Origin of the sequence: Nonomuraea sp. 10N515B (assembly GCF_052245915.1) — a bacterium.
In the GTDB taxonomy this organism is placed as follows: Bacteria; Actinomycetota; Actinomycetes; order Streptosporangiales; family Streptosporangiaceae; genus Nonomuraea.
In genome coordinates, this window is sequence record NZ_JBQQBQ010000057.1 from 33,338 (window position 1) to 59,798 (window position 26,461).

General features: G+C 67.2%; 23 protein-coding genes and 2 pseudogenes. 11 read left to right on the plus strand and 14 right to left on the minus strand.

All coding sequences use genetic code 11. The annotated features are described in order from the left end of the window. Positions 1 to 121 precede the first annotated feature (121 nt). On the minus strand, positions 122 to 1,063 hold the full coding sequence (locus ACTWQA_RS46880; RefSeq protein ID WP_443165327.1) for an RNA polymerase sigma-70 factor: 942 nt from the start codon (positions 1,061 to 1,063) through the stop codon (positions 122 to 124). A gap of 211 nt (positions 1,064 to 1,274) precedes the next feature. Between ACTWQA_RS46880 and ACTWQA_RS46885 the strand changes: the two genes are divergently transcribed. From ACTWQA_RS46885 to ACTWQA_RS46895, 3 genes and pseudogenes are all read left to right on the plus strand, one after another. Next, positions 1,275 to 2,039 (plus strand): SDR family NAD(P)-dependent oxidoreductase, encoded by a 765-nt coding sequence (locus ACTWQA_RS46885; protein WP_443165328.1) that lies wholly within the window; start codon positions 1,275 to 1,277, stop codon positions 2,037 to 2,039. 341 nt (positions 2,040 to 2,380) lie between these two features. Continuing rightward, on the plus strand, positions 2,381 to 3,043 hold the full coding sequence (locus tag ACTWQA_RS46890) for a Tn3 family transposase (protein WP_443165329.1): 663 nt from the start codon (positions 2,381 to 2,383) through the stop codon (positions 3,041 to 3,043). Continuing rightward, positions 3,040 to 3,108, plus strand: a pseudogene (locus ACTWQA_RS46895) (hypothetical protein); the annotation flags it as partial. The gene ACTWQA_RS46890 and the pseudogene ACTWQA_RS46895, both read left to right, overlap by 4 nt. Positions 3,109 to 3,388: 280 nt before the next feature. Here ACTWQA_RS46895 and ACTWQA_RS46900 read toward each other — a convergent pair. Together ACTWQA_RS46900 and ACTWQA_RS46905 are read right to left on the minus strand one after the other, a co-directional pair. Continuing rightward, positions 3,389 to 3,992, minus strand: a pseudogene (locus ACTWQA_RS46900) (response regulator). Between the two features lie 53 nt (positions 3,993 to 4,045). Continuing rightward, positions 4,046 to 5,269 carry a sensor histidine kinase gene (locus ACTWQA_RS46905; protein ID WP_443165330.1) on the minus strand — a complete coding sequence of 408 codons (1,224 nt, stop codon included), beginning with the start codon at positions 5,267 to 5,269 and terminating at the stop codon, positions 4,046 to 4,048. 441 nt (positions 5,270 to 5,710) lie between these two features. Between ACTWQA_RS46905 and ACTWQA_RS46910 the strand changes: the two genes are divergently transcribed. From ACTWQA_RS46910 to ACTWQA_RS46935, 6 genes are all read left to right on the plus strand, one after another. Then, positions 5,711 to 6,712: a hypothetical protein gene (locus ACTWQA_RS46910; RefSeq protein ID WP_443165331.1), complete on the plus strand. Its 1,002-nt coding sequence runs from the start codon at positions 5,711 to 5,713 to the stop codon at positions 6,710 to 6,712. Positions 6,713 to 6,945: 233 nt separating this feature from the next. Then, positions 6,946 to 7,869 (plus strand): ABC transporter ATP-binding protein, encoded by a 924-nt coding sequence (locus ACTWQA_RS46915; protein WP_443165332.1) that lies wholly within the window; start codon positions 6,946 to 6,948, stop codon positions 7,867 to 7,869. Next, a complete protein-coding gene (locus ACTWQA_RS46920) occupies positions 7,866 to 8,648 on the plus strand; it encodes an ABC transporter permease subunit (RefSeq protein ID WP_443165333.1) in 783 nt (260 codons plus the stop codon). Before ACTWQA_RS46915 ends, ACTWQA_RS46920 begins: the two co-directional genes overlap by 4 nt. 20 nt (positions 8,649 to 8,668) lie before the next feature. Beyond that, the gene (locus tag ACTWQA_RS46925) at positions 8,669 to 9,853 is read left to right on the plus strand and encodes an alpha/beta hydrolase family protein (protein WP_443165334.1); all 1,185 of its coding nucleotides are present in this window, start codon (positions 8,669 to 8,671) and stop codon (positions 9,851 to 9,853) included. A gap of 76 nt (positions 9,854 to 9,929) precedes the next feature. After that, positions 9,930 to 10,433, plus strand: coding sequence for a hypothetical protein (locus tag ACTWQA_RS46930; protein WP_443165335.1), 504 nt, complete (start codon positions 9,930 to 9,932; stop codon positions 10,431 to 10,433). Positions 10,434 to 10,456: 23 nt separating this feature from the next. Next, a complete protein-coding gene (locus ACTWQA_RS46935; protein ID WP_443165350.1) occupies positions 10,457 to 10,909 on the plus strand; it encodes a tyrosine-type recombinase/integrase in 453 nt (150 codons plus the stop codon). Between the two features lie 129 nt (positions 10,910 to 11,038). Here ACTWQA_RS46935 and ACTWQA_RS46940 read toward each other — a convergent pair whose 3' ends face one another. From ACTWQA_RS46940 to ACTWQA_RS46970, 7 genes are all read right to left on the minus strand, one after another. Beyond that, positions 11,039 to 11,584, minus strand: a complete 546-nt coding sequence (locus ACTWQA_RS46940) for an NUDIX hydrolase (protein WP_443165336.1) — start codon at positions 11,582 to 11,584, stop codon at positions 11,039 to 11,041. Between the two features lie 244 nt (positions 11,585 to 11,828). Next, entirely contained in the window at positions 11,829 to 13,031 is a 1,203-nt protein-coding gene (locus ACTWQA_RS46945) for an Ig-like domain-containing protein (protein ID WP_443165337.1), read from the minus strand. Positions 13,032 to 13,154: 123 nt separating this feature from the next. Continuing rightward, a complete protein-coding gene (gene recD2 / locus ACTWQA_RS46950; RefSeq protein ID WP_443165338.1) occupies positions 13,155 to 15,368 on the minus strand; it encodes an SF1B family DNA helicase RecD2 in 2,214 nt (737 codons plus the stop codon). A gap of 690 nt (positions 15,369 to 16,058) precedes the next feature. Continuing rightward, positions 16,059 to 16,553, minus strand: coding sequence for a hypothetical protein (locus ACTWQA_RS46955; RefSeq protein ID WP_443165339.1), 495 nt, complete (start codon positions 16,551 to 16,553; stop codon positions 16,059 to 16,061). A 106-nt stretch (positions 16,554 to 16,659) separates the two neighbouring features. Further along, positions 16,660 to 16,854: a hypothetical protein gene (locus tag ACTWQA_RS46960; RefSeq protein ID WP_443165340.1), complete on the minus strand. Its 195-nt coding sequence runs from the start codon at positions 16,852 to 16,854 to the stop codon at positions 16,660 to 16,662. An 8-nt stretch (positions 16,855 to 16,862) separates the two neighbouring features. After that, entirely contained in the window at positions 16,863 to 17,120 is a 258-nt protein-coding gene (locus ACTWQA_RS46965) for a hypothetical protein (protein ID WP_443165341.1), read from the minus strand. Between the two features lie 183 nt (positions 17,121 to 17,303). Next, complete coding sequence (locus ACTWQA_RS46970; RefSeq protein ID WP_443165342.1) at positions 17,304 to 17,981, minus strand: hypothetical protein; 678 nt, start codon at positions 17,979 to 17,981, stop codon at positions 17,304 to 17,306. Between the two features lie 281 nt (positions 17,982 to 18,262). Between ACTWQA_RS46970 and ACTWQA_RS46975 the strand changes: the two genes are divergently transcribed. Further along, entirely contained in the window at positions 18,263 to 18,832 is a 570-nt protein-coding gene (locus ACTWQA_RS46975; protein WP_443165343.1) for a hypothetical protein, read from the plus strand. Positions 18,833 to 18,891: 59 nt separating this feature from the next. After that, positions 18,892 to 20,244, plus strand: a complete 1,353-nt coding sequence (locus tag ACTWQA_RS46980; RefSeq protein WP_443165344.1) for a pentapeptide repeat-containing protein — start codon at positions 18,892 to 18,894, stop codon at positions 20,242 to 20,244. Between the two features lie 163 nt (positions 20,245 to 20,407). Here the strand turns inward: ACTWQA_RS46980 and ACTWQA_RS46985 are convergent, their stop codons facing one another. The 4 genes from ACTWQA_RS46985 to ACTWQA_RS47000 form a co-directional block, all read right to left on the minus strand. Further along, positions 20,408 to 21,115 (minus strand): trypsin-like serine peptidase, encoded by a 708-nt coding sequence (locus ACTWQA_RS46985; RefSeq protein WP_443165345.1) that lies wholly within the window; start codon positions 21,113 to 21,115, stop codon positions 20,408 to 20,410. Continuing rightward, a complete protein-coding gene (locus tag ACTWQA_RS46990; protein ID WP_443165346.1) occupies positions 21,069 to 21,884 on the minus strand; it encodes a hypothetical protein in 816 nt (271 codons plus the stop codon). Before ACTWQA_RS46990 ends, ACTWQA_RS46985 begins: the two co-directional genes overlap by 47 nt. 14 nt (positions 21,885 to 21,898) lie before the next feature. Further along, positions 21,899 to 23,092, minus strand: a complete 1,194-nt coding sequence (locus ACTWQA_RS46995; protein WP_443165347.1) for a radical SAM/SPASM domain-containing protein — start codon at positions 23,090 to 23,092, stop codon at positions 21,899 to 21,901. A 441-nt stretch (positions 23,093 to 23,533) separates the two neighbouring features. Then, positions 23,534 to 25,957 (minus strand): hypothetical protein, encoded by a 2,424-nt coding sequence (locus ACTWQA_RS47000; RefSeq protein ID WP_443165348.1) that lies wholly within the window; start codon positions 25,955 to 25,957, stop codon positions 23,534 to 23,536. Positions 25,958 to 26,461: the final 504 nt, after the last annotated feature.

A 26,461-nucleotide genomic window follows, 5' to 3' on the forward strand; every position in this document is an offset into this window, starting at 1 on the left:
CGTGCCGGGGCTCAAGGCCGGCCTGCTCCGGGGAGGCGGACGGAGGGTGGGTGACGCCGCGCGTGGCGGTCAGAGACAACAGCGCCCTGACGGGCATGGTGGCGATCGCGATCAGGGCGACTCAGCGGTGCAGGGCAGTCTCATGCTCGACCCGCGACAGTTTCTCGGGATTGCGCACGGCGTAGAGCCCGGTGATGAGGCCGTCGTCGATGCGCACCGCCATGACGGTGTCGGTCTCGCCGCCCCGCCGGAGGAGCAGCGCCGGGTAGCCGTTGACCTGGGTCGGTTGCAGCGACGCCGTGCCGGCGATCCTGCCCAGCACGCGGGCCACCTGATCGGCCCCCACGATGGGCGACAGCGCGGCCTGCACGACTCCGCCGCCGTCGGTCAACAGGACGACGTCGGGGGCGAGGATGTCGAGCAGGCTCTGCAGGTCGCCGGTTTCGACCGCGCTCTGGAACGCCTGCAGCGCATCGCGGGTCTGGGCGGGGGTGACGCTCCCGCGGGGTCGGCGCGCGGCGACGTGGGTCCGTGCCCGGTGGGCGATCTGTCGGACCGCGGCCGGGCTCTTGCCGACGGCGTCGGCGATCTCGTCGTAGTCCAGGTCGAACACCTCGCGCAGCACGAACACCGCCCGCTCGGTGGGGGTGAGCGTCTCCAGCACCAGCAGCATCGCCATCGAGACGCTGTCGGCCAGCTCCACATCCTCGGCCACGTCCGGGGCGGTCAGCAGCGGCTCGGGCAGCCAGGGACCGACGTAGGACTCCTTGCGCCGGCCGAGCGTGCGCAGCCGTTTCAGCGCCTCCCGGGCGGTGATCTTGACCATGTAGGCGCGCCGGTCCAGCACAGTGGCGTGGTCGACGCCCGCCCACCGCAGCCAGGTCTCCTGCAGGACGTCCTCGGCGTCGGCGGCCGAGCCGAGCAGCTCGTAGGCGACCGTGAACAGCAGGTTGCGGTGGGCGAGGAACACCTCGGTGGCCGGGTCCACAGCGGAGTCGATGCGGATGCTGCCACGAGCGAGGGGCCCGGCTGTGTCCGTCGGTTGCTCGCTGCGTTCGCTCATTGCTGCTTCCTGCCTGTTCGTTCTCGACCGTGCACGCATACGATCCCGGTCGCCTCCGCTTTGTGACACCCGTGATCGGTGATGCACGTCACAGCATCGCGCTGTCACAGGGATCGGGTCGCCGGGATCTCTTGCTCGTCAGGACGCCGCGTGAACGACCGCGCGGCAGGCAACTCCACGAAAACAGGCTGTCCCCGACAGGAGTTTGGTCATGAACGAGCACACCACACATCAGGTGGCGATGGTCACCGGGGCGAACAAGGGAATCGGCCGCGCGATCGCCGCGCGGCTTGCGGCGATGGGCATGACGGTGGTGATCGGCTCGAGAGATCCGCGGCGCGGCCAGGAGGCCGCTGCGGCGGTGCGCGCGGCGGGCGGCGACGCGCACGCGGTCGCCCTGGACGTCACCGACCTGACCACCGTGCAGGAGGCCGCCAGGTGGGTCGAGGAGCGCTGGGGCCGCCTTGACGTGCTGGTCAACAACGCCGGCATCACCGGCTCCGGGAAGGTCTCGCCGGAAGACGCCCACGATCAGGTTCCCAGTTCGGTCGACCTGGACATGGTCCGGGCGGTGTTCGAGACCAACGTCTTCGGGGTGATCGCGGTGATCAACGCGATGCTGCCGCTGCTGCGGCGCTCGCCGGCGGCGCGCATCGTCAACGTCAGCAGTCACGCCGGGTCGCTGACCCTCACCAGCGACCCGGACGGCCCGTTCGCAGCCCTGCTGCCGTCGGCCGCGTACACGCCGTCGAAGTCCGCGCTGAACGCGCTGACCGTGCAGTACGCCAATGAGCTGTGCAAGGACGGCATCCTCGTCAACGCCGCCGCCCCGGGCTTCGTCGCCACCGACAGCAACAACCACAGCGGGTACCTCACCCCCGCGCAGGGCGCCGCGGTCGTGGTGCGCCTGGCCACGCTGGGCACCGACGGACCCACCGCAGGGTTCTTCAGCGAGGACGGCCTGCTGCCCTGGTAGCCTTGCGCAGTCGCACCGCTGCAGCGGCCCTGATCCACGCAGGCCGGCACCACGATTCGCGCCTGCGACCTCCACCAGAACCTCGCCCTCCCCCCACGAGCCCTACTAACGGGTCCAGCCGAGATATCGGGAAAACCGGCCATGAGTCGATCTTGAAGCCTTGAACCTGACGGACGTCGGCCTGCCGTTGTTGGAGAGCGCAATGGTGAGGGAGGTCATCCAGAGCGCTGCAGCGCAATCTCGGAGGTTGTCCCGCGCGAGTGAATCGAAGCCCGGGGCGGCGAAGATCTTCGCGTGTTCGGCCTCGCGGACGGTGATCGTGCGGCTGAGAGGGCAACGCGGTGGCCGCCGACGGCACCAAGTACGACATCTACGTGGACAACCTGATCGCGGAGTTCCACATCCGGTACGGCGGCTACGGTGGCGTCGCTTACCACCACATCGCCGACAATTACATCGCGCTGTTTTCGAGATTCGTGCCGTGCGGGGTGTGGGAAGCGGTCTACATCATCGAGGGCCCGCTGGAGCAGGAGAGCGAGGCGGCGCCCAAGGAGATTCACGCCGATACGCAAGGCCAGTCGTTCCCTGTCTTTGGTTTGGCGCATCTGTTCGGATTCGAGCTGCTGCCGCGCATCCGCAACTTCCGGGACCTGACCTTCCACCGGCCCGAGCCGGGCCTGCGCTATCGGCACATCGACGCGCTGTTCGGCGAGCCGATCAACTGGCAGCCGATCGAGGATCACTGGCAGGACCTGATGAAGGTGGCCATCTCCATCCGCGAAGGCGAGTTGTCGTCGATCACTCTGTTGCGGCGGCTGCGGCACGACTCCAAACGCAACAAGATCTACCGCGCCTTCCACGAACTGGGCCGCGTGATCCGCACCATGGTGCTTCTTCGATACGTCTCCGACACCACGCTGCGGGAGAACATCACCCGGGCCACCAACATGGTCGAGTCCTTCAAACAACTTCTCCAAGGATCGGATTCGGCAACAACGGAGTGATCGCTGAGAACGACCCGGAAGAACAGGAAAAGGCGATCAAGTTCAACACCCTGGTCGCCGACCTGGTCATGTACCAGACCACGCTGGACATGTCCCTGGTGCTCACCAGCTGCGCAGCGAGGGCGAGACGATGCATCGCGCCGACGTGGCCATCATGTCCCCTACCAGGAAGACAACGTGCGCCGCTTCGGCGACTACGTCTACGACCTGAACGCACCGCTGGAGGACATGGATGTCAACCTCGAGCTTGGAGAGGAGACCGATGCCGCCTGAGAGGTGCCGTTGCCGGGGTAGCCGCCAAGTTGTCAGACAGTGGTTGACGGGGCTGGGCCGGCGCGCTTCTCGTTATCGGTCGTCATGGAGCGGGGATACCAGGCCGGCGTCGTAGGCGGCGATGACGAGCTGGACGCGGTCGCGGGCGCCGAGTTTGGTGAGCAGGCTGGCGACGTGGGCTTTGGCGGTGCCTGGGCTGATGTGCAGGTGGGCGGCGATCTCGGCGTTGGACAGGCCCCGCCCGACCAGGGTCAGCACCTCGCGTTCTCGCGCGGTGACGCCCGCCAACTCGCGCGGCCGCGGGCGGGGTTCGGGGCGGCCGGCGAACTCGGCGATGAGGCGGCGGGTGACGCTGGGCGCGATCAGGGCGTCGCCGGCTGCGACCACGTGGACGGCGGACAAGATGTCCTCCAGCGCCATGTCCTTGACCAGGAACCCGCTCGCCCCGGCCCGCAGCGCGGCGTAGACGTTGCCGTCGTCGTCGAACGTGGTGAGCAACGCGGGTGTCCGGGGCTTCGGCGGTGATGGTCTGGGTGGCCTCGATGCCGTCCATGCCGGGCATGCGGATGTCCATCACGACGACGTCGGGACGTAGCTGCCGGGTGAGCTGGACGGCTTGGGCTCCCGTCCCGGCTTCGCCGGCGATGATGACGTCGGGAGTGCCGTCGATGACCATGCGCAGACCGGCGCGGATGAGCGGCTGGTCGTCGGCGAGCACGACGCGGATGGTCAATGCGCCTCCACACGAGCGGTCCGCGCTGCGGTGTGCTGGGGCAGCGGGAGGGTGGCGGTGACGCGGAAACCGCCCTCGGGGCGTGGTCCGGCACTGAGGCGGCCGTCCAGCAGAGCGGCTCTCTCGCGCATGCCGGCGATCCCGTACCCGCTGCCGGGCGAGGCCGCAGTGGTGGCGGTGCCGCGTCCGTCGTCGGTGATGTCGACGCGTAGTTCGTCGGGCGCGTAGTCGAGGACGACCTGGCAGTGGCGGGCGTCGGCGTGGCGGACGACGTTGGTCACCGACTCCTGGACGATGCGGAAGGCGCACCGGTCCATGGCTGGGGGCAGCCCGCGTGGCTTGCCCTGGCGGCGCACGTCCACGCGGACGCCAGCGGCCGTGGTCGTCTCGGCGAGCCGGTCGAGGTCTGCCAGCCCCGACAAGGGCGCCGGTTCCGGCTCCGAGGCGGCGGGGGGCTCGCGGAGCACGCCGAGCATGTGCCGGAGTCCCTGCAGGGTCTGCCGGCTGGCGGCCTCGATCGCGGCGAGCGCGTCCCGCGCCTGCTCCGGCCGGCTGTCGATCACCCGCGCGCCTGCGCCGGCCTGGATGGCGATGACGCCGATGCTGTGCGCGACCATGTCGTGCAGCTCGCGCGCGATGCGCAGCCGGTCGGCCGTGACCGCCTGCAGCTCGGCCTGCGCACGCAGCGCCCGGCCGTACTCGCGTCGTTGCCGCAGCGCCGTGCCCGCCGTCCAGGCGACCACGACGCCCAGGCCGAGCAGGACCGACAGCGCGAGGAAGCCTGAGGCGAAGACGCGCAACCCCTGGGTCAGCAGCGCCACGTGCCAGACCGCCTCCTGGACGATCAACGTGGTGGCCGCCGCGGCCAGGCCGGTGCGGCGTGAACGGGTGGCCGTGATGAAACAGACCAGGAGATCGGCCACCGGCACCAGCGGCCAGACCCTCTCCGCGGGCTGCGCCAACGCCACGGCCAGGAGCAGTTCGGCCAGCAGCACCGCCAGCACCGCACACGGCCGCCGCCGGGCCCACACCAGAGGGAAAGCCATCGCGGCGGCGAAACCCGCGTGCATCGCACCCACAGGCAGCAGGCTCTCGTCATCGGCCAGCGTCACGGCGTACAGCAGCGGCAGGAAGGCCACGACGACACCCCAGGTGAGCACCGTCCGCACACCATGCGGCAGCCGCTGAGTTAAGGGTGGCCTGGGCATTTCATCGCGCACCCGGTCGATCGTAGTCATCGGCTTCCGCTGCGGGCATCGGCCTTGAGGGCCCTCCGCTCGGGTCCGTGCCACCAAGTGCAAAGTAGCGCTGGGCAACCGGGCACTCCCGGGTGTATTGACATAGGAAGTGCAACCGTCCGCGTCATCCTGTTAGTCGGGATGTTTCCAGAAATATCGGGCGCCGCCGGAGGCGGGCAGGAACAATGGCGGCGCATGAAGATCATATGGCGTGTGGTGGCGACGGCGGCTTGCCTGGGTGTGCTGGCGGCATGCTCGAGTGAGACACCCCGGACCGCGCAGTCCCCCACGCCCAATACTTCTCGAGCGACCACCGGTCCTGCCTCCCCCAGCGCCGCTGCCACGCCCACCACAAGCAAACCGATCGAGCAGTCCAGGCAGTGGGAGGACGTTGAGAGCCCGAAGCTCAGGTTGAGCTCCAGGATGATCGAGGTGGAAGCGGCTGGACCGCGCGACGCGTGGGCCATCGGGTCCGAAGCCGGTGCGGAGGACGACGAGGGCCGGGGCGTCCTCCTGCAGTGGGACGGCTCGACCTGGGCCCGTGTTCGGCTGCCATGGGAAAAGTACTCCATCAACGGGCTCGACGTGGACGGGCCAGATGACGTCTGGATTCTCGCTGGTTCCGAGCTCGCTCGACGAAGCGGCGGCCGCTGGACCACCTTCGAGCCGTTCGGAATCGCTGAGAACTACCGGCTCAACGACATCTCCGTGGACAAGGGCCGTGCGGTGCTGATCGGCGAAGGCCACGAGGGCCCCGTCATCGTCTACTGGGACGGCAGGAGGTTCTCGATGGACACGATCTACGACCGCAACAGGCGGCTCCACGCAGTCTCGTTCAAGAGCGGTCACACGTGGATCGTCGGCGCCCAAAGCCGCGCGAAGTGCCAGGGCATCACACCGACAATCCAGCACGGGGACCCGGCGGACAAGAACTTGATCATGGACGACAACATGCTCATCCCCATCGTGCGCGGCGGGGTACTGAAGAGCGTCTGGCAGACCGACCCCGACGACGTGTGGGCTGTGGGAGAGGTCTCCCCCGGTGAACGGGAGCGCGACTACCTGTCGGCCAAATGCCTCCGCAAGGCCACAGGCGAGGAGGAAGACGTCCCCCCTGCCCCGCTCGTCATGCACTGGGACGGCGCCACCTGGAAGCACGCAAAGCTGCCCGCCTGGAACGTCTCCCTGACCAGCGTCACAGCCGCAGGCAAGAACGATGTGTGGGCAAGCGGCACCGACCCGGCCAACAACGTCGTCTTCCTCCACTATGACGGCGAGAAGTGGACGCGGAAGGACCGCGTCGTCAGCGGTTCTGACAGCAAGGCCAACATGACCACGATCCCGGGAACGTCTGAGCTGTGGGCGGTGGGCTCCATCAACGGGGAGAGCGACGATGAGGAGGCGTTCATCCTCAGGCGGCGTTAGCCGTGCCAATCAAGGGCCGCCCCGGGCGAGGTCGATCCGCGCGATCATCGCCAGTCGCGCCATCGTGGCGCGTTGGAGGGTGTCGCGGCCTGCGGAAACGATCTACTTTGCGGCTGGTGGCACGGATCCGAGCGGAGGGCCTTGAGGCCTATGCCCGCGGGCCACCCCGCCCGCGCAGAAACCGGCCTGCGGCCAGATGCCCCGCCTGCCCGACCTGCGACACCGTTGGGCGGGTGATCGAAGTCAACCAACTGACCAAGCGCTACGGCGAGGTGACGGCCGTCAACGGCCTGACCTTCACCGTGCGGCCGGGCCACGTCACCGGGTTCCTCGGCCCGAACGGCGCCGGCAAGAGCACCACGATGCGGATGATCCTCGGGCTGAACCGGCCCACCAGCGGCAGCGCCACCGTCGACGGCCGCCCGTTCGCCCGGCATCGGGCTGGCCTCCGGCACGCCGGAGCGCTGCTGGACGCCGGCGACGTGCACGGCGGGCGCAGCGCCGCGGCGCACCTGTCCGCGCTGGCCCGCGGCAACGGGCTGCCGCGCCGCCGGGTGGATGAGGTGCTGCGAGACGTGGGGCTGGAGAGCGTGGCCCGCCGCCGGGTGGGCGGGTTCTCCCTGGGCATGCGGCAGCGGCTCGGCATCGCGGCCGCCCTGCTGGGCGATGCGCCGGTGCTGCTGTTCGACGAACCAGTCAACGGCCTGGACCCCGAAGGGGTGCGCTGGGTGCGCGGCCTGTTCCGGCGCCTGGCCGGCGAAGGACGCACCGTGCTCGTCTCCAGCCACCTGATGAGCGAGATGGAGCACACCGCCGACCGGCTCATCGTCATCGGCCGCGGCGAGCTGATTGCCGATGAGAGTGTGGCCGAGTTCGCCGCCCGAGGCACCGGCGCGTCGGTCACCGTACGCACGCCGGACACCGCCGAACTGGCCGCCGTTCTGACGCAGGCGGGCGGCCAGGTGCGGCGGGACGGCGGCGACACGCTGAGCGTCACGGGGCTGAGCGCTGCCCGCATCGGCGAACTCGCCTTCGAGCGGCGCATCCTGCTGCGGGAACTGGCTCCACAGTCCGCCTCGCTGGAGGAAGCGTTCATGGAGCTGACCGCCGAGAGCGCCGACTACCGAGCGACGTCTCCGGCCGGTGATCGGCGATGATCGATCTGCTGGCCGCCGAGTGGACCAAGTTGTGGTCGCTGCGCTCCACCCGCTGGCTGCTCGGCCTCGGCACGCTGGCCATCGTCGCTTTCGCCGTCCAAAGCAGCCTGGAGGCCTACCACGGCTGGCCCGGCTTCCCGGCGATGGAGAAGGCCAGGTTCAGCCCGTTGACCGAGGCGTTCAGCGGACTGTCCGCCACCATGCTCATGATCGGCGCAGGCAGCCTGGGCGCGCTGACGATCGTCGGCGAGTACGCCACCGGCCTCATCCGCACCACCCTGAGCGCCGTCCCGGCCCGGCACCGCGTCGTGGCCGCCAAGCTCGCCGTCGTCAGCGGCGTCATGCTCGCAACCGGTGCCCTCGTCTCGGCGGCCACCTTCGGCGTCAGCCAGGCCATCCTGTCCGGCCGCGGCGTCGCCATCTCGCTCGGTGACCCCGGCGTGCTGCGCGTGCTGGCCGCCAACGCGCTGCTCGCTCCGGTGTCCGGGCTGGTCGGCATGGGAGTCGGCGCGCTGCTGCGGCATACCGCGGCCGCCGTCGTCGCCGTCTGCGCCGTGCTGGTCATCGTGCCGACCTTCTTCCGGCCGACCGTCCACCAGTGGCTCAACGACCTGTATGCCCTGGTCCCCTTCTACGTCTGGCGCACCTGCCTGGGCCTGCCCCAGCTCCGCGACGACCCCGCCCTGCCCACGGTGGCCGGCTCTTGGGCCGTCTTCGCAGCGTGGCCGCTGGCCGCCGCCGTCCTCACCCTGCTCGTCGTGCGCCGCCGCGACGTCTGACCGCTCCCGGAAGGAATTCGATGAACACCCTGATGTCCCCGCGCCTGCTGGCCGTTCCGCTGACGGCCTGCCTCACCCTGACCACCACCGCCTGCGCCACGACGACCGCATCGGCCACGCAACCCAGCCCCGCCGCCACCACGTCGCCGGCCCCCCGGCTGGAACTGCCTCGCCCCACCGGTCCCGATCCGGTCGGCCGCGACATCCTGTACCTGGTCGACAAGAGCCGCAAGGACCCCTGGGTACCGGAATCGGGCCCACGCCGGCTCATGATCTCGATGTACTACCCCGCTCGCTCCGCCACCGGGGCCCCTGCCCCCTACCTGACCGCCGAAGAGGCCACGTCCTTCCTGCAACGCAAGGCCCCCGGCACCAACCTGCCCGCCGAGTTCATCAGCGGTATCCGCACCTACGCCCACACCGGCACGCGCCCCAAGAACGGCCGCCACCCGCTGGTGGTGGTCTCACCCGGCCTCGGCCTGCCCCGCGCCAGCCTCACCTCTCTCGCCGAGGGTCTGGCCAGCCGCGGCTACGTCGTCGCAGCAGTCGACCACGCCTACGAATCCTCCGGCACGACCTTCCCCGGCGTCGGCCTGCTCACCTGCGCACCCCTGTGCGACCAGCCCAAACCCCCCGAGGGCGGCAAGGCCACCATCACCAAGAACCGCGCCAAGGACATCTCCTTCGTCCTGGACCGCCTGACCGGCCGCCACCCCGCCTGGAAACGCGCCAACCTGATCAATCCCAAGCGCATCGGCATGGCCGGCCACTCACTCGGCGGCGACGCCGCCTCCGCCACCATGCTGACCGACACGCGGGTCAGGGCCGGGATCAACCTCGACGGCACCATCAACGCAACCCTCCCCGCCACCGGCCTCGGCAAGCGTCCCTTCCTGCTGATGGGCAGCCAGAGTGACCACAGCCCCGGCAAGGACCACACCTGGGACAACACCTGGCAGGCTCTGCACGGCTGGAAGCGCTGGCTCACCGTCGCCCAAGCCGAGCACGACAGCTTCACCGACTTGGCCATCCCGAAGAGCAAAATCGGCACGCCGTCCCCCGACACCATCGCCGCCGAACGCGGGATAGCGCTCACCCGCTCCTACGTCGCGGCCTTCTTCGACCAGCACCTCAAGGGCACGAAGCAACCCCTGCTCGACGCCCCCACCCCGGCCAACCCCGAAGTCACCTTCCACAACCCATGATCCCGCACTGCGTGATCATTCCCGGGCTACGAGCCTCACTGCATTAATCGCCGGACGAATCCGCCGTACTTCCGAGATGACGCAACCCGGGTCTCTCCGGAAGCCCGAATCCGCTTCCGAGATTACGAAGCCCCCTCCGGGCGCCCGACCGATCAGGCTGCCGCCTGCGTATGACGTCATCCTCGACGAGTACGCCGCTGCGCTGGAGCGCGCGCCGTTGTCGGCCGAGACCCGGCGCACCTACCGCTCCCGCGTGCGCATGTTCCTGTCCTGGCTGGCCGACCACACCGCCACCTACACCGCCGATCCCCTGACCGACCGCCAGGCCCGCGACTGGGCCGTGCGCGACTACCGGATGTGGCTGCTGCGCGACGGCCCCGCCAAACGCAGCCGCGTCTACGTCAACTCCGCCCTCACCGCCCTGGACGACTTCCACACCCGCCGGGGCCTGGGCAAGACCGACATCGCCCGCGAAGACCTGCCCAAGAACGCGCCCCGCGCCCTCGAGGAACGCGCCGCATCCGCTGGCTACGCGCCGGGGAGGCGCACCTGTCGCCCCGGGGCCGGTGCATCGCGCTGATCCCGTACTACGCCGGCGCCCGCATCCGCGAGGTCGTCCGCCTCGACATCGACGACGTCCAGATGTCGGCCCGCAAGGGCAAGCTGCGCCTGCACGGCAAGGGCGGCAAATTCCGCGAGGTCGACATCCACCCCAAGCTCCGCAACGAACTGCAGCTCTGGCTGGATGAACGCCCCAACTGGCCCCGCGCCGACGACAACCGAGCTCTGTTCCTCAACGCCAAGGGCGGACGGCTGACCGCCCGCGCCGCCAGCGGCATCATCGCCGGAATCGCCCAGACGGCCGGCCTTGACGATCCCACCACCGCGCACGTCCTGTGCCACACACTGGCCACCACGCTGGTCCGCGGCAAGACCGACCTGGTCCTGGTCGCCGAGATCCTTGGCCACGCCCGCCTGGAGACCACCCGGCGCTACAGCTTGCCGTCCGACAAGGACAAGGAAGACGCCCTCAAGCTGATCACAGTTGACCGCTGACCGTACGTCTGCCTGGGGAACTGGCGTCAAGATCAACTCATGGCCGGTTTTCCCGATATCTCGGCTGGACCCGTACTACGTGCACATCGACCTGGGCTCGAGCGACGCCGGCCCAGCCGCTCGGTATGTCTACTCGCCGAGGAGGGCGGCGGCGCGGTCGATGGTCTCGCACGTGTTGGCCTCTGTGGTCAACTTCCGTGCTTCAGCGAGCGAGAGCCAGCGCAGCGGCGAGTCAGGTTTCTCGGGCCGCACCGCGTCCGGCGTGTCAGTGACCAGCAGGAAGCGCAGGTCGGCATGCTCGTGGGCGGGCTCGTGCGGCGCCGCCGGTACGGGGACGATCACCAGGTGAACGGGACTCCCATCCGGCCACGGCGTCAGATCGGTCAGCCCAGTCTCCTCGGCTCCCTCCCGCAGCGCGATCTGCAACGGGTCGGACTCGCCGGCGTCGGCGTGCCCACCGACCTGAAGCCATGCCTGCTGACGTGCGTGCCAGCGCAGCAGCACGCGCCGGGTGGGCGGATGGACGACAAGCGCGGACGCGGTGAGGTGCAGCGGGGTCCCCCGTCCCCATGGGTCGGGGCCGCCGAGGAGCGCCCGGACCCGCTCGATGTCGGCGGCCTCGATCGCGGTCCGTGGTTCGGGCAGGATCACGGGGGCCTCATGTCCGTCTCTCACGAAGATCAGCTTAACGGCGGCAACCGTCAGCCGGTCCATGGGAACGAGCGATCACGCTGGTGGGCTGGTTGGGCCGCCTGCGCATCCGCTGAGGTGTCCGCGACCACATCCACGACGCCTTGGTGATGACCCTGGCCGCTGCCACCATCGGGATGAGCCCCGCCGCTACGCCGTGGTGAATCGGTGCTCGGGTGTGCCGGCCGAGCCGGAGCGGGCGCCGGTGCGCGGCAGCGGGGTGCCGGGCTCAGGCCTTGCCGTTGAGGGCGCTGCCCTTCTTCCACTCCTTGAACGGCATCTGCCAATAGCCCCAGCCGTTGTTCCACTCCAGTTCACGGTCGGTGCCGACGACTTCGACGACGTCGCCGCGCTGGACGTTGTCGTAGAACCATTTGGCCTGGTCGGGGCGGGCGTTGATGCAGCCGTGGCTGACGTTGCGCACGCCTTGGGCCCAGACGTTGTTCTTGGCGTGAACGTACTCGCCGGAGTTGGAGATGCGGACGGCGTGGTCGATCATCACGTCGTAGTAGCCGGGGTCGCCCTTCTTACGGCCGGGGGAGATCATGCGGACGGGGTTGCCACGTTCCATGGTCAGGTGGACGCCGGAGGTGGTGGTGTATTCGCGGGTGGTGGCCATGCCGGCGCTGATGCGCATGGTCTGCACGCGTTTGCCGTCCTGGTAGACGTACATGCGCTTGGTGCGGGTGTCGACCTTGCTGATCTGCTTGGCGCCGATCTTGAGGGTGGTGGTGTAGTCCTTGGTGCCGTACAGGCCCTTGTCGCCCTTGATGCCGGTGATGTGGGCGTTGAACGTCACCTTCTGGTGGGCGGGCCAGTATTTCGCGGTGCGGTAGATGGCCTTGGTGTCGTCGACCCAGCGCCAGGCGCCTTCGACGGGTTTTTCCGCGTCGACTTCGAGGGCGCGTTCGATGGTGGCCTTGTTGGCGACGGGCTGGTTGAAGGTGACGATGATGGGGGCGCCGACGCCGAGGGTCTCGCCCTTGGCGTTGGGGGTCACGTCGATGATCTGCAGGGCGCGCTGCGGTTTGGCCGTGGTGAAGGCGCTGGTGGCGGTGGTGGCGCCGGCCTTGGCGGTGACGGTGTAGCCGGTGGAGGGCTTCAACGGGGTTTTGGAGACCCATCGGGTCTTGTCGGCGTTGAAGCGGCCCTCGATCTGCTCGTCGCCGGTGGTGACGGCGACGTCCTCGAGGGCGCCGCCGGCGGCGGCGATGACGATCTTCTTGTCGGGGTTGACCTTCTCGCTGCCCTCGGCGGGTGTGATGGTGACGGTGGGTGCCTGGGGGGTGGGCGTGGTGGTGGTTTCCGGTACGCCGGGGTCGGCGGCGGTGGTGGTGGTGCCGCCGTTCGAGCAGGAGGTGGTCAGGGCGGCCGCGGCCAGCAGCGCGACAGTGGCGGCGGCCGGTCTCCTCCATATAGGCGTAACGTTCAAGATTGTCCTCTCCCCCAGGGCACCAAAGGCACCTCAAAAACCTTAATGCTCCTGCATGTAAGACGACGAATGATTTGGGAGAGTTCGGTCACATTTAGATCACTTGTTGTGGTCAGGCGCAGGTCAACGCGGCGTCAGGCGGTGCGTGAGGCCGGTGTGCCGGCGTCCCGCGCCCTTGGTGCGTACGGCCTGGGCCAGCGCCCGCCGCGAGCCGACGATCACCACGAGCTTCTTGGCGCGGGTGATGGCGGTGTAGAGGAGGTTGCGCTGCAGCATCATCCACGCGCTGGTGGCCAGCGGGATGACGACGGCGGGATATTCGCTGCCCTGGGAGCGGTGAATGGACACGGCGTAGGCGTGGGCGAGCTCGTCGAGTTCGTCGAAGGCGTAGTCGACCGGTTCGTCCTCGTCGGTCAGGACGGTGAGCTTGTGCTCGTCGGGCCGGATGTCGGTGACGATGCCGACGGTGCCGTTGAACACCCCGGCCGCGCCTTTGTCGTAGTTGTTGCGCAGCTGGGTGACCTTGTCGCCGACGCGGAAGACGCGGCCGCCGTAGCGGCGTTCGGGCATGCCCTCGACGGCGGGGGTGAGGGCTTCCTGCAGCGCGGCGTTGAGCGCGCCGGCGCCGGCCGCGCCGCGGTGCATGGGGGCCAGGACCTGCACGTCGCGGCGGGGGTCGAGGCGGAAGCGGGCGGGGATGCGGCGGGAGACGACGTCGACGGTCAGGGCGGCGATCTCCTCCGGCTCCTCGCAGGGGAACAGGAAGAAGTCCTTCATGCCCTCCAGGACGGGGTGGCGGCCGGTGTTGACGCGGTGGGCGTTGACGACGACGCCGGACTGCTGGGCCTGGCGGAAGACCTGGGTGAGCCGGACGCGGGGGATGTCGGCGGCGGCCAGCAGGTCTTTGAGGACCTCTCCGGCGCCGACGGACGGCAGCTGGTCGACGTCGCCGACGAACAGCAGGTGCGCGCCCGGGGCGACGGCTTTGACGAGCTTGTTGGCCAGCAGCAGGTCGAGCATGGAGGCCTCGTCGACGACGACCAGGTCGGCGTCCAGGGGGTTGTCGCGGTCGAAGGTGGCGTCTCCGCCGGGCCGCAGCTGCAGCAGCCGGTGGACGGTGGTGGCCTCGTGGCCGGTCAGCTCGGCCAGGCGTTTGGCGGCGCGGCCGGTGGGGGCGGCCAGGATGACGCGGGCGCGTTTGGCGCGGGCCAGCAGCACGATGGAGCGTACGGTGAAGCTTTTGCCGCAGCCGGGCCCGCCGGTCAGCACGGCCAGTTTCTCGGTCAGGGCCAGGCGGACGGCCTGGCGCTGCTCGGGGGCGAGCTCGGCGCCGCTCTGGGCGTGCAGCCAGGCCTCGGCCTTGGCCCAGTCGACGTCGGCGAAGGCCTTGAGCCGGTCGTGGCCGCTGCGCAGCAGGGTCAGCAGGCCGGAGGCCAGCGACTGCTCGGCGCGGTGGAAGGGCGGCAGATAGACGGCGGGCACCACGGAGTCTCCGGCGGGGACGGGCTCGCGCACGACGCCTTCCTCGGCGACGAGGTCCTCCAGGCAGGCGGCGACGAGGTCGGAGCCCACGTCGAGGATCTTGACGGCGTCGGCCACCAGGTTGGGGGCCGGCAGGTAGCAGTGGCCGTCGTCGGCGGCCTGCGACAGGGTGTAGCGCAGGCCGGCCTTGACGCGTTCGGGGCTGTCGTGCGGGATGCCGACGGCCTGGGCGATGGTGTCGGCGGTCTTGAACCCGATCCCCCACACGTCGTCGGCCAGCTTGTACGGCTGAGTCTTGACGACGGAGATGGACTGCTCGCCGTACTGCTTGAAGATGCGCACCGCGATCGAGGTGGACACGCCGACGCCCTGCAGGAAGATCATCACCTCTTTGATGATCTTCTGTTCGTCCCAGGCTGCGGCGATCATCTTGGTGCGTTTGGGGCCCAGGCCCGGCACCTCGGTCAGGCGTTCGGGGTGCTGCTCGATGACGTCGAGGGTGGCGGTGCCGAAGTGGTCGACGATCCGCTCGGCCATCTTCGGGCCGATCCCCTTGATGAGGCCGGAGCCGAGGTAGCGGCGGATGCCCTGGACGGTGGCCGGCAGGACGGTGGTGTAGGACCACACCTCGAACTGGCGGCCGTAGCGGGGATGGGAGGTCCAGCGGCCCTGCAGCCGCAGCGACTCCCCCACCTGGGCGCCCAGCAGCGGGCCGACGACGGTCAGCAGCTCGGAGCCGGAGCGTTCGGTGGCGACGCGGGCGATGGTGTAGCCGGTGTCCTCATTGGCATAGGTGATGCGTTCGAGAACACATGAAAGTTCGGCGACGACGACAGTATCTGCACCTTCGCCCACCGTTCAACCCCTCCCGCTGGAGCCGCTTCCGGGGTCAGAGTAGAGGAATAGCCGGACATTGGGGCTCTCGGCCCTGGCGCGCACCGGATCGAACAGCAGTCAATCGCCCGGTGGGTCAAGTAGGCGAGATACCAGGCCGCACCCTCCAACGCGGTCGGCAGCACCCACGACCAGCCGCCCAGCCCGAGCACCTCGGCGGCGAACAACATCTGCTCGCGCCAGGCGATGACGATCGGCGAGCCCATCGCTATCCCGCCGACCAGGAACGGCGCCACGTCGCCCACCCGGGCCGCCACCGCGGCGACGGCACCGCGCGCCTTGGCCCACCGGTCAGCCGACCACCGCCTTCTCGCGCAGGCCTTCGGCGACCGTGCGTGCGGCGCGGCCGTACAGCGGCGTCTGACTCATCAGGGTGCCTTCCGTGCTGCCGCGGATCAGGTCGAGCACGACCCTCGGCCAGCGTCACCCCGCGCTCGCGCCGCTCGAGCTCGCTCGGCTGCGCCGTCACCTGTCGCCGCGTCAGATCGTCGAACTGCTCATCGTCACCGGCTGTACACCATGATCGGCCGAATTTCGACAGCGCTCGCCCTGGACTCCAACGTCTCTCAGGGCGACGCGGATGTCGGCTACGCAACCGGCGGCGGCGCTGCTGGTGCGTAGCCGACTGTCACGAAAGGTCGACGCTCGCGCTCAGTTCTCGCCGCACCAGACCCTCGGGGCCGGGTACAGGGCGGTGGAGAGACTGCAACTCTTGATTTGCTTGCCGTTCTTGAGGATGTAGAAGATCGACTTGACGTGCTGGAGCTTCTGGTATTTCGTGCCGATCTTGTTCATCAGGAAATGATTCGAAGCGCCGCCTGCACCTGCGCTGTAGCTGTAGACCTTGTATCCCGGCGATGGCGTGCTGAACGAAGAAGTCTTGTTCTCGCTTGACTTCTTCAGGAATTGAGAAGAATTGCCCACCCGCTTGTAGTAGGTGTAGATCTTCACGCGGCAGTTGCTTGGCTTTGCCGTGTTCTGGGCGGTGACGTCGAACTCGTAGGTATACGTCGAGTTGACCGGAATTTCCACGTTGAGCCGCATGTAGTAGCCACAGGCAGCTGCTGCATGCGCGGGCGCGGCTCCCATGGTCAGCGCACCGGTCATCAGCGAGGCGGCGGCGAGCGAAATGCCTATTCTCTTCATGGCAATGAAAATCGCAGATGTGCTGAGAAACGGGCAAGCTCCGACCGTGGAATGCGTCGTCAAATATACCGCCGACATACCGCATAAATTCCCGATGGCCAATTCGTTAATTCTTAATGAGCAAAGCGTGTCGGTTGAGCTGTGCCGTACAGAAGATGCCGATCAGGGAGAGGACCCCGAGCAGCGCGGCCACCGGCCCATAGAGCGCCGACATCGCGAACCTCATGGCCAGCATCGCCAGGTAGATGACGAAGACGCTCCCGGTGTCCGGCACGAGGAACTGCGGGATCGGCAGCACCATCACGCCGATCAGCCGGCGATGACCATGCGGTGCGCACCGACCTTGTCGGCGTAGAACGAGAGGACCGGCGTGACGAGCAGTTCCAGGAAGGCGGCCAGCGACATGCCGTTGAGCAGCATCTCCTCCGACAACTGATGCTCGCCCGTGCCGTAGGTGAGCAGGAACGTCGTGGTCACGTAATAGCCGCCGGTCGCGGTGGCCAGCGCGAAGACGCCGATCAACACCGTCCTCCACGACTTCTGCATCACCTCGCGCACGGGCAGCACGTCGGCGACTGTCCCACGACACCGAAGCTTGGTCGTGTGTCACCCAAGATTGAGTGCCGAGAGATCGGGTCTCAAGGGGAAGCCGCTGGGTGGGCATGCGAATGCGTTCCGATACCACATGCGTACGAACACGGGTGTCACCTGGCTGAAGTTGATTCACGTTCAGGGAATGTTGGTACAGCTTCATAGGCGATTGCCCGGCGCCTGGGGCAGCCCTCCGACCCATCCCCAAAAATGCAGAATGATCCCCAGCATGACCGGCACCATCGTCGCGGCCCCGCTCCATTCCCCCGGCGGCATCTGGAATCCGCCGAGCAGCCCGCCGAAAACCGGAAGGCCGATGCAGAACCACGGAGGGAATGGGAAACCATCGACCCGCTCCGGTGCGCGGTCCCCGACGGGCCAGCCGAGGTAGGACCACCGACGCAAGCGTCCTGCGGGGATGATGCGCGTGCCTTCTGGAAATTCCACGATCGCGCGCCGCGCGAGACCCTCGCCGATCCGGACCAAGAGGATCTCCTCGTCGGCCATGTCATCCAGCCACGGATGCCACATGACCCGCTGCCGATAACCTCTGCCGCCGTCCAGCGGAGTAAGCCTGAGCATGGGGCACCGGACCAACCCTTTACGGGTCGCGACATGTGCACGCACCAGCCACTCGACAGGCTCAGCCGACGCGGCCTTCCGGTTGAGAATCCACCGTCCCACCCAAGCCGACAGGCACCAGAGGAGGACGGCGCCGATGACGGCGGGAAGTGCGAAATCCTCCTCGGCGATCTGGACGGCCGCACCGACCGGCAGCCCGAGACAGAGGGCGGTCAAACTGACCGCGGTGACGTGACGGCTTCCGTAGAGGGACACCTGTGCTCCATCTCAATGGCCTTCCCGTACAACGCTCCAGAACAGGCGAACGTCCCCGGCGGAGGAAAGACTGAACCGGCCTTGTGGTACCAGAAGTCGCTTGCGATCGCGCCCCTCGTTGATCAGCAACTGGCATCAGAACTCGCTGAACACGGCACCGGAAGTCATGCTTATAGCGACGCTGGGGTCATCAACCTTCGGTGACAATGATCAGCCTTCGGTGTCACAGGACATCGGGTGTCCTCCGGTGTTCATGAACCGGCGCCGCTACTATCGAACGCATGAGCGAGATGCGCCGCCGGAAGGTTGTCGCCGAGTCACGCATTGCCGCCTGCGCCGTGATCGCGGCCGGCGAGACGTTCCCCACCCTGCTGTGGCAGGACCGCGCCTTCGCGAACGCGGTCCTCCGCCTGGCCAACCTCGCCGAGCAGGCCGAGGACGAGCAGCTGCAGCAGCTGACCGACGAACTCCTCGCCCTGTTCCACGTCGTCAGCGAAGCGCTCGTCAACCACTACGGCCCGGCGCTCGCCGCGCATGCCGAACGCCTACGGATCAGCGCCGAGGAGGTGGAGGAACGCCTCTACCCGGCGCTGCCGCCAGACGAGGCCGACGACGCCACCCGCCGCGCCTACGCCAACAGCATCTACGGCGCCACCGACCGGCTCCGCAAGGCCGGGTTCACCAGCCTGGGTCAGGACCGTGGTCACGTCCTGCACGACATCATCCGCATCGTGTGGGTCGTCGCCCAGCGCCGCGCCGACATCGACGCCTTCCTCAACCGGCTGGAGGAGCTACGCGCCGACCTGGATCCCGCAGTGTTGTTGAGTGACGAGGCAGACATCATGACGTAACTCAGAACTCCGGGCAATCGTGATGTAGCAGCGCTGCAACCCACGCTGATGGGCTCTACATGGGCGAGGTGGACAAGCCAGGCAAGGATCGGCAGGCGAGCGATCCGCCGCATCCGGCGGCCTTCCCGGGGCTGCGGCTGATGAGAATCGGCACAGCGCTGGCGCTGGTGACTGGATCTGCTGTGGTGCTCCTGACTGTGGTCATCGTTGGCGGACTGACGTTACTCGGTGTGCAGGGCCTGAGGCCGGAAGCACGAGTCAGCGCCGCTACGCTATTCGACCTGCTGAAGATCTCGTTTGCGGTGGTGGCCGGGCTTGGCGGCCTGGTGGCGCTGGTGGTCGCTTACCGGCGTCAGAAGGTCGCCGAGGCGGCCCAACAGGTGAGCGAGCGCGGTGAGGACCGCGCACACCGGGCCGAGCAGCGGGAGGCCACCAAGCTGCACAATGTGCGCCGGACCTGCATCGACGTCCTGTGCGCGTACCTACGCATGCCATACACTCCCGACCCCGACAAGGCTGCGCCCGAGACCGACCGGCTGGCCTTCGCCGGACTGCGCGAAGTCCGCCACACCATTGTTCGGCTCATCACCGCCCACCTCCGCGAGAACGCCCCAGTCTCCTGGCAGGGATACGACTTCTATTTCACTGGCGCCGTCTTCGACGGCGGCGACTTCGTCAGTGCAATGTTCTCCGGCGGCGAAGTCTCCTTCCGGAACACAACCTTCTGCGGACCCGAGGTGATGTTCTGGGGCGCGACGTTCTCTGGTGGCCGTGTCTTCTTCTATGACGCAACCTTCTCTGCCGGCGAGGTGTACTTCGCCGACGCCAAGTTCTCCGGCGGATATGTGTCCTTCAGCGGTGCGGAGTTCTCCGGTGGCGCAGTGTTCTCCGACGGCGAGGTGAGGTTCTCCGGGGTGAAGTTCTCTGGCGCTGGCGTAGGTTTCGAAGCCGCGACGTTCTCAGGCGGGATCGTCTCCTTCGCGCCCGACTCGCAGTTCTCTGCCGGGGAGGTGATCTTCGACCACGCCACGTTCTCCGGTAGCTCGATCCCTTTCATCAGGGCCAACTTTTCCGGTGGTCGGGTCTCCTTTCGCCACGCGGAGTTCACCGGCAGCCGAATCAACTTCGAGGGCTTAACGTTCTCTGGCGGTGAGGTCTCCTTCGACAAGGCGACCTTCTCTGGCGGCCAGGTGGACTTGAGCTCTGTGCGTTCCTGGGCGGTGCCGCCGGTCGGATTGCCACTGCCGAGGCCGCCCGGGTCTGCTGCTGCCGGACGAGTACGAGGAGTACGGCGCAGCGGGAGCTATCGTGCCGCACCCGAGTGGCCACGAGAGCGGAGAGGGTGCCGTCGAGGGTCGGGAGGATACTTTGTGAGAAGCAAATATCTCCAGAGCGAGCAACGCTTGCGTTAGGGGTATTCCACCCTCCGAGGCCTCGTGCAAAACAAAAGAGCCCCCGCTCACCTCCGAAGAGGTGAGCGGGGCTACTCATATGTCCAGCGGCGGCCCGTTGAACCCGGCCGGGGCCGCGCAGGGCGCCGCCTCACAGCCAGCGTGACGGCTGCAATAACTCCTTCTACGCCCTCCTTGCCAGTCCGGCGTTCACCAGATCGTTGAGGATGGCTGTTATTCGAATGCCTTCATTGCGGAAATGCGTAGATCGGGAGTTGGGTTCGGGGATCCAGCCTCCGCTATGGTGCAGGGCGACGATCTGCCACTTGTCGTTGAACACGGGAGCACCGGAGGAGCCGGGCATGGTGTCGGTCAGATACTGGACGACCTGCGGGCCCACCGCCATGACCTGGTTATCGGTGCACGCGATCTGTTTGTGCTGGCCCATGGGGTGCTGGAGAATGTTCACTCTGTCGCCCACCCTTATCGGGTGGCTGGCATCCACAGGGATGAACCCGTACTTTTCCCCTGGGTTTCCCTCGATGCCGATGATCGTAAAGTCCAGCGGCGCGCTCGTGTAGAAGGCGATGTCCGGGCGGCAGGCGAACTGCTCTGGCTGACGAAGCCGCCCCAACGGATCCAGTTCGTAGTTGAATCGGACGCTCGCGTTGACGCCCTCATCCAGGGAGCGGATGACGTGGTTGTTGGTCATCATGATGTTCGGCGCGATGAGGAATCCGGTCCCCACCTGATCGAGCACAGTGATCTGGCATACCGGCGAGGCCGCCTTGACCCCCATCGCTAGAAACACCACGGGCCGAAGATTGTTGTCGCCGATCAGTTTCTCAAAGATATCCGGCTCGGCGGCTACCGTGCCAGCGCGGAGAGCCACGTCCGTTGAGGACGTCGTGCTTGGGCGGTCCTGGAGCCAGTTCACCTGTGGACCTTCGAAAGGCCGCAGGCCAGGTGGGACCAAGAGATTCTTGCTGGGGTCGCGCCGGTCGTGGTTCAGTACTTTTGCGCTCCCCCACCTCCTTTTGGGGGGCTGTCACGTTCGACGCCGCCGATATCTCACGACCGATTTTCTGTTGTTGTGCCTCCAGCTGGTCCGCCAGTTGACGAAGCGTGTCCACGAACTTGCCTAGGGCCTCCAAGGAGGGAAGTCTGAGCACCAGCTGCTCGCCGCCGGCGGACTCCTGCAGCTCCGCACCGGCTCCACCCGCCACGGCGATCGCGACGACCACGGTAGTGGCGGACTCCTGCATCTCCGCAGCCGCTCCACCCGCCACGGCGATCGCGACGACCACGGTAGTAGCGGACTCCTGCATCTCCGCAGCTCCACCGGACGCAATTGCGATAACCACCGTAGTGGCGGACTCCTGCGGCCCACCGTCACCTCCGCCGGTGTAGCCGATGGCGGTCACTACTGCGCTCGCGGCCAGGCTCCTGAGGAACGATGCGTGGTTCGAGATATCGGCGGTGAGCAGGCCGCCAAATTCCTTGGCCGACACGTCCACACCGTTCTCCTCGAGCAGCTCGATGGTCCCTGCGAGGAATCGAGCGCGGGCAGCGGGACTCTCGTTCAGGCGCTCCGCTAGTTCTTCGAGTTCGCGGTTCTTAGGCATTTCTCTTTCCCTTGAATAATTCCAGTCGAGGCTCACTGCCCCGTGCCTTTTCAACGGCTTGACATGAAGGCGTCCTCGACGACCTGCTGTGCCGTCTGCAGGCCACTCTGCCGCACGACGCCGGACAGTATCCGGACGATGCGCTCGCGCTCCTCTTCTGCGAAGACTCGGTGAACCGCCCGGCTCGTTTCCCCGTCACTCATGATCAGATTGCACAGATGACATGGGCCTACGGCAGTTGCGGGGTCGGGTAGGTTTCGCGCCAGCTCAGGATCGCGCTCTTGGATGAACTCGTACAACTCGGAGAAGCCGCCGCGCTTGATCATGCGCAGGAAGAGAGAGCCTTCAATGCGGTCCCATATTTCACTCAATGGAATGTCATAGACATTTCCGTACGAGATTCCGGGAGTGTCGCGGTTGTATACAGAGCAGCAGGGGTAAACCTCGCCATCCCAGAAGACCGTGACATCATGGTATATGCGCTTGTAACAGGTGCCGTTCGCCTGGATGCGCGTATTCGGATAAGAGCCCGGCGCGAGGCGCTTGTTTTTCGCTCTTCCCACCTTGGGAAGGACGACGCGGTTAACAAAGTCGACACTTGTTTCCCGAAACTCGGGGAAGATTTCCTCCAGCCGAGAAGTATCGTCGTAGAAACTGCCGCATATGACTGCATGGATTCCCAAGTCAAGTAGCCTAGATACGACTCGGCGGACGTTGTCACGCGGCACCCAGCGTTCATGACTGGGGTCGTAACTTACGGTGAAAACCGACATCCCACGGTCCGCCAGTGGAGTGATGTATCGTTCCACCGCGCCAGCGTCGACCGCCCAGTCACAGGCGGATATCATCGAATAGCGGAGACCATGGCTGGACATTCTCTCAGTGATCTTTATAATGTCATCGAAGAATGCGAGTGGTTCGCCGCCGGTAAAACCGCATTCCGAGAAGACCTCTAGTTTTGCGGCCTGGTCCACCAGATTCAGGGCCAGGTCGAGATCCATCGTCTCGGCGCGTCTAGGGCCACAGGAATAGCAACAATAGTCGCATGCCAGCGGACATTTCATCGTATAGTTGAGAATGAATACGTTCATCTTGGCGACTTCGATCTTCATTCCCTGGAGAGCGGCCTGTGTTGCCTCCATCTGCTGGTTCTGGATGGAGCGTGGCTGGCTTTCCTCCCAGATCGGCACGTCCCTTTCAGCGCTTCTGCGCTGGTTTATGTCGACGATGGGCAGCTGGCGCATACGGGTGCTCCTCGTTCGGATGGCAAAGGTCGCCGATCGATCGACGAATGCTTGGGCATGCGGCAGCGGTCGGCGTCGTTTGAAACCAACGGACCCACTGTTAAGCAGGCTAGGCGGCACCAATAGCCGAATGCTCGCTACTCATATTTCCCGCCGCTCCATTTGGCTATGCCCAGGCTCGACACTTTGAACTGCAAAGGTCTCGTAGGTTCTCTGCCGTTTTTTGAGGCGGACCGGCGCTTGAGGGAGGACGAGGGTCTACGACGGCGTGAGTCAGGTGGCCAGGGGCTGGGGAGGGAGGCGTTGCATGTTTGGGACGCGAAAGAGCCCTCGCCGTTCCGCGAAGAAGCGGCGAGGGCTCTTTCGACCCGTGCTACCGCTGGTCCAGCGGCAGGTCCGGCCGGGCGGTGCGCTTGGCCTTGTACCCGGACACGTACGTGATCAGGACTCGGCGACGTCGAGACCGCCTCCCTTGCGGGTGGACGACGACGGCTGTCGGATGTCGAGCCGTACCAGGCCGGCGGCGACCTGGAGTTCGGCCCGCGCGCTGCCGGACTGGTTGGTGCCGCTGGTGATGAACGTCGTGGTTTCGCCGGGATACAACCCGTCGAAGGCGTAGAAGCGGCTGTAGTTGCTGTTGCCGGCAGGATAGAAACGCAGGTCAAGCGTGGCGCTGTCGAGCACGAACCGCTGCCCCGTCGCGCCGGATCGCACGATGCTGCCGGTGATCGTCTTGCCGGTGATCGCGGTCGCAGCGATCTTGTCGGCGGTGATCGCGTTGGCGGCGATCTTGTCGGCCTCGATGGCGTTCGCGGCGATGTGCGCGGCCTGGATTGCCCCGGCGAGGATCTTGTCCGCGGTGATCGCGTTGGCCTGGATATGCCCGGCCTGGATCGCGCCCGCCTGGATCAGGCTGGCCGTGATCGAGTTGGCGACGATCTTCGCGTCTGCGGGGATCGACCCGCTGATGATGTGGTCGGCGCCATCGATGATTTCGCCGATCAGGTCGGTTTCCATCAGCGGCGTCACCGCCACGGTGATGTGCCCAGACTGGCCGCTCTCGTTCCCTGACCGGTCTTCGGCGGTAAGCCAGATTTCCCGATCCGCGTTGTACGGCTGGCCCGGGATCACCTCCGTCCCGGCCCCGGTCAGGTAGCCGACGCGTACGCCGAGGTCGGCCGAGTTGAGCAGGTCCTTCATCCAGACGTGAACCCGGTCGAGGTCGATCGGCATCTGCTCGCTGGCGCTGCCCAGTCCGTTCCACTCCACGTGGATCACGCCGAGCCGCGCCGCCACGACCGGCGTCGACGGCGCCGGCGGCGGAGTCGAGTCGTCCGGGATGAACACCACGAACTGCGGCGAGAACACGCCCTTGGTGCCGTCGTTTGTCGCCCGCACCTTGAACGAGTACTCCCAGCCGATGACCAGCGGAGAGATGGTCGCCGTGCGATCGGCCGAGTCGGTCTGCGCGACCAGCACCCACGGTCGGTTCGCCTCGTTGCGGCGGGTGTACACCTCGTAGCCGTCGATCGATAGCTCGACGCCGTTCACATCCTCGGTGACTGCGCCCCAGGTGAGCGTGGCCTGCCCGTGCGCGTAGCCGTGCTCGTCCAGGTACGCGGCAGGCTCGACGAGCAGCCCGCCCGGAGTGGCCGGCACGCGGCCATCGGTGTCAGGTGCCGGTGTGCCGCCGCCGCCTCCCGAGCTGATGCCGCCGTCCAGGATGCCCAAGCTGCGGCGAGCCAGGCGGATGTCCCGCTCCAGGAACCTGTCATTCAGGACCAGGTTGCCGCCGATCACGTCGTCGGCGTCGCACGACAGGGTGATCTGCCGGACCCTCAGTCCCTGCATGACGCCCTGATCGCCGGGCGCGAGCACCGTGTCCCCCGGCCGGTAGTCCTTCAGCGGGAGCCAGTGGGCCGCGTACGGCCGGATCTGCGGGGTGTGCTGCACCCGCTCCCCCGACGCCCGGTCCAGCGCGTGCTGCGCCAGCAGCCGCGCGGTCCCCTCGTCGGACACCCCGGACTGCGACTGGTACGTCTCCCAGCGGCCCCACGGGGCGACCGCGCTGGGGTTGGTCACCTCGACCTGCAGGCCGTTCTCCCCGACGATCAGGATCGCGCTGGAGGCGTCCTCCAAGGTCGCATCGTCCGGGGCGTCGTCGACGTCCCGGCCCATCCGCAGGTCCACCGGAGCAGGCCCCGTGCCGAAGTCCCCGCCCAGCGTTGTGCCCTCGTTGAAGGCCCGCAGCACCCGGCCCTGCATCGTCCAGTCCAGTACCCCCTGCTTGGCCAAGTTGATCAGCAAGGTGAGTAGGTCCGCGCCCGGGTCCAGCCGGATCGTCAGCAGCTTGTCCCACGGCTGCCCCGCACTGTCGGGCGTCTGCGTGAAGTCGACCGCCAGCCCCGGCAGGGTGCCGCGGTCCTGCCCCTCGTCGACCACCATCCGCAGGATCGTGCCCGGCGTGACCCCGTTGAACGGCCGCTTCCCGTCCACCATCCCGGCGCCCGGGTACAGCACCAGCTTGCGCAGCTGCCACGACCAGCCCGGCGCATCGAACGACAACGGCCCCGCAAAATCGGTCGCATAGGAGGCGCGCTTGATCCGCAGGAACCGGCCGCCCTGCGGCTCCGTCCACGCGCCGCCCGCCGACCACTCAACCGCGATCTCACACGGCTGAGCGAGCCACTGCGCGCCGGCCGCGTGCGTCGAATAGGTCAGCCGCAGCGACGGCACGTCGTTGAGCGGCATCCCCGCCTCGAACCCGAGATGCTGCCCGAGCACACCGAGCCGCGGCCCGATCGGGGCGTACGCGATGAGCCGCAGCCCGTACCGCATCGGCTCGCCAGGAATGATCACTTGCATGACTCAGTCCCTCCTTTGTTATGTGGCATGCCTAGGGACTTGGCCACTGCGGACGGTTGCAATTGACGCAAGGCGGCCTAACGGCTTCCTTGTCGGCGGTGGGCCAGTGCGCATCACGCACGTCGAGTGCATGGGCGGGTGTCTGACCACAGGTCGGGATACCGCCTCGCCGCCATCCACTGCCCCTCTTGGGTGGCGATGGGGCTATGACAATCTCACTGGCCGAGAAACCCCAGCCGCGTCAGAAGCGCGCTATTTACCTTGAAGGTGTGACCCGCTTATGGAATGACGCAGATCGACTGCGCCGGTCTGGCAAGGCGTTACTCAAGGCTGCCGCGGAGCAATGATCGAAACCTGTGGATCTGACGGGAAGGGTATACCTTCCCGAATCATCTGATCATGGTTTCGAGATAGGCCGACGCGCCAACGTCGGTCGGGAAGGCACACCCGTGCCGCTTACCGTAGTGCCCGAGCTGCCCGCTGACGACCGCTCCCCGGCAGGCT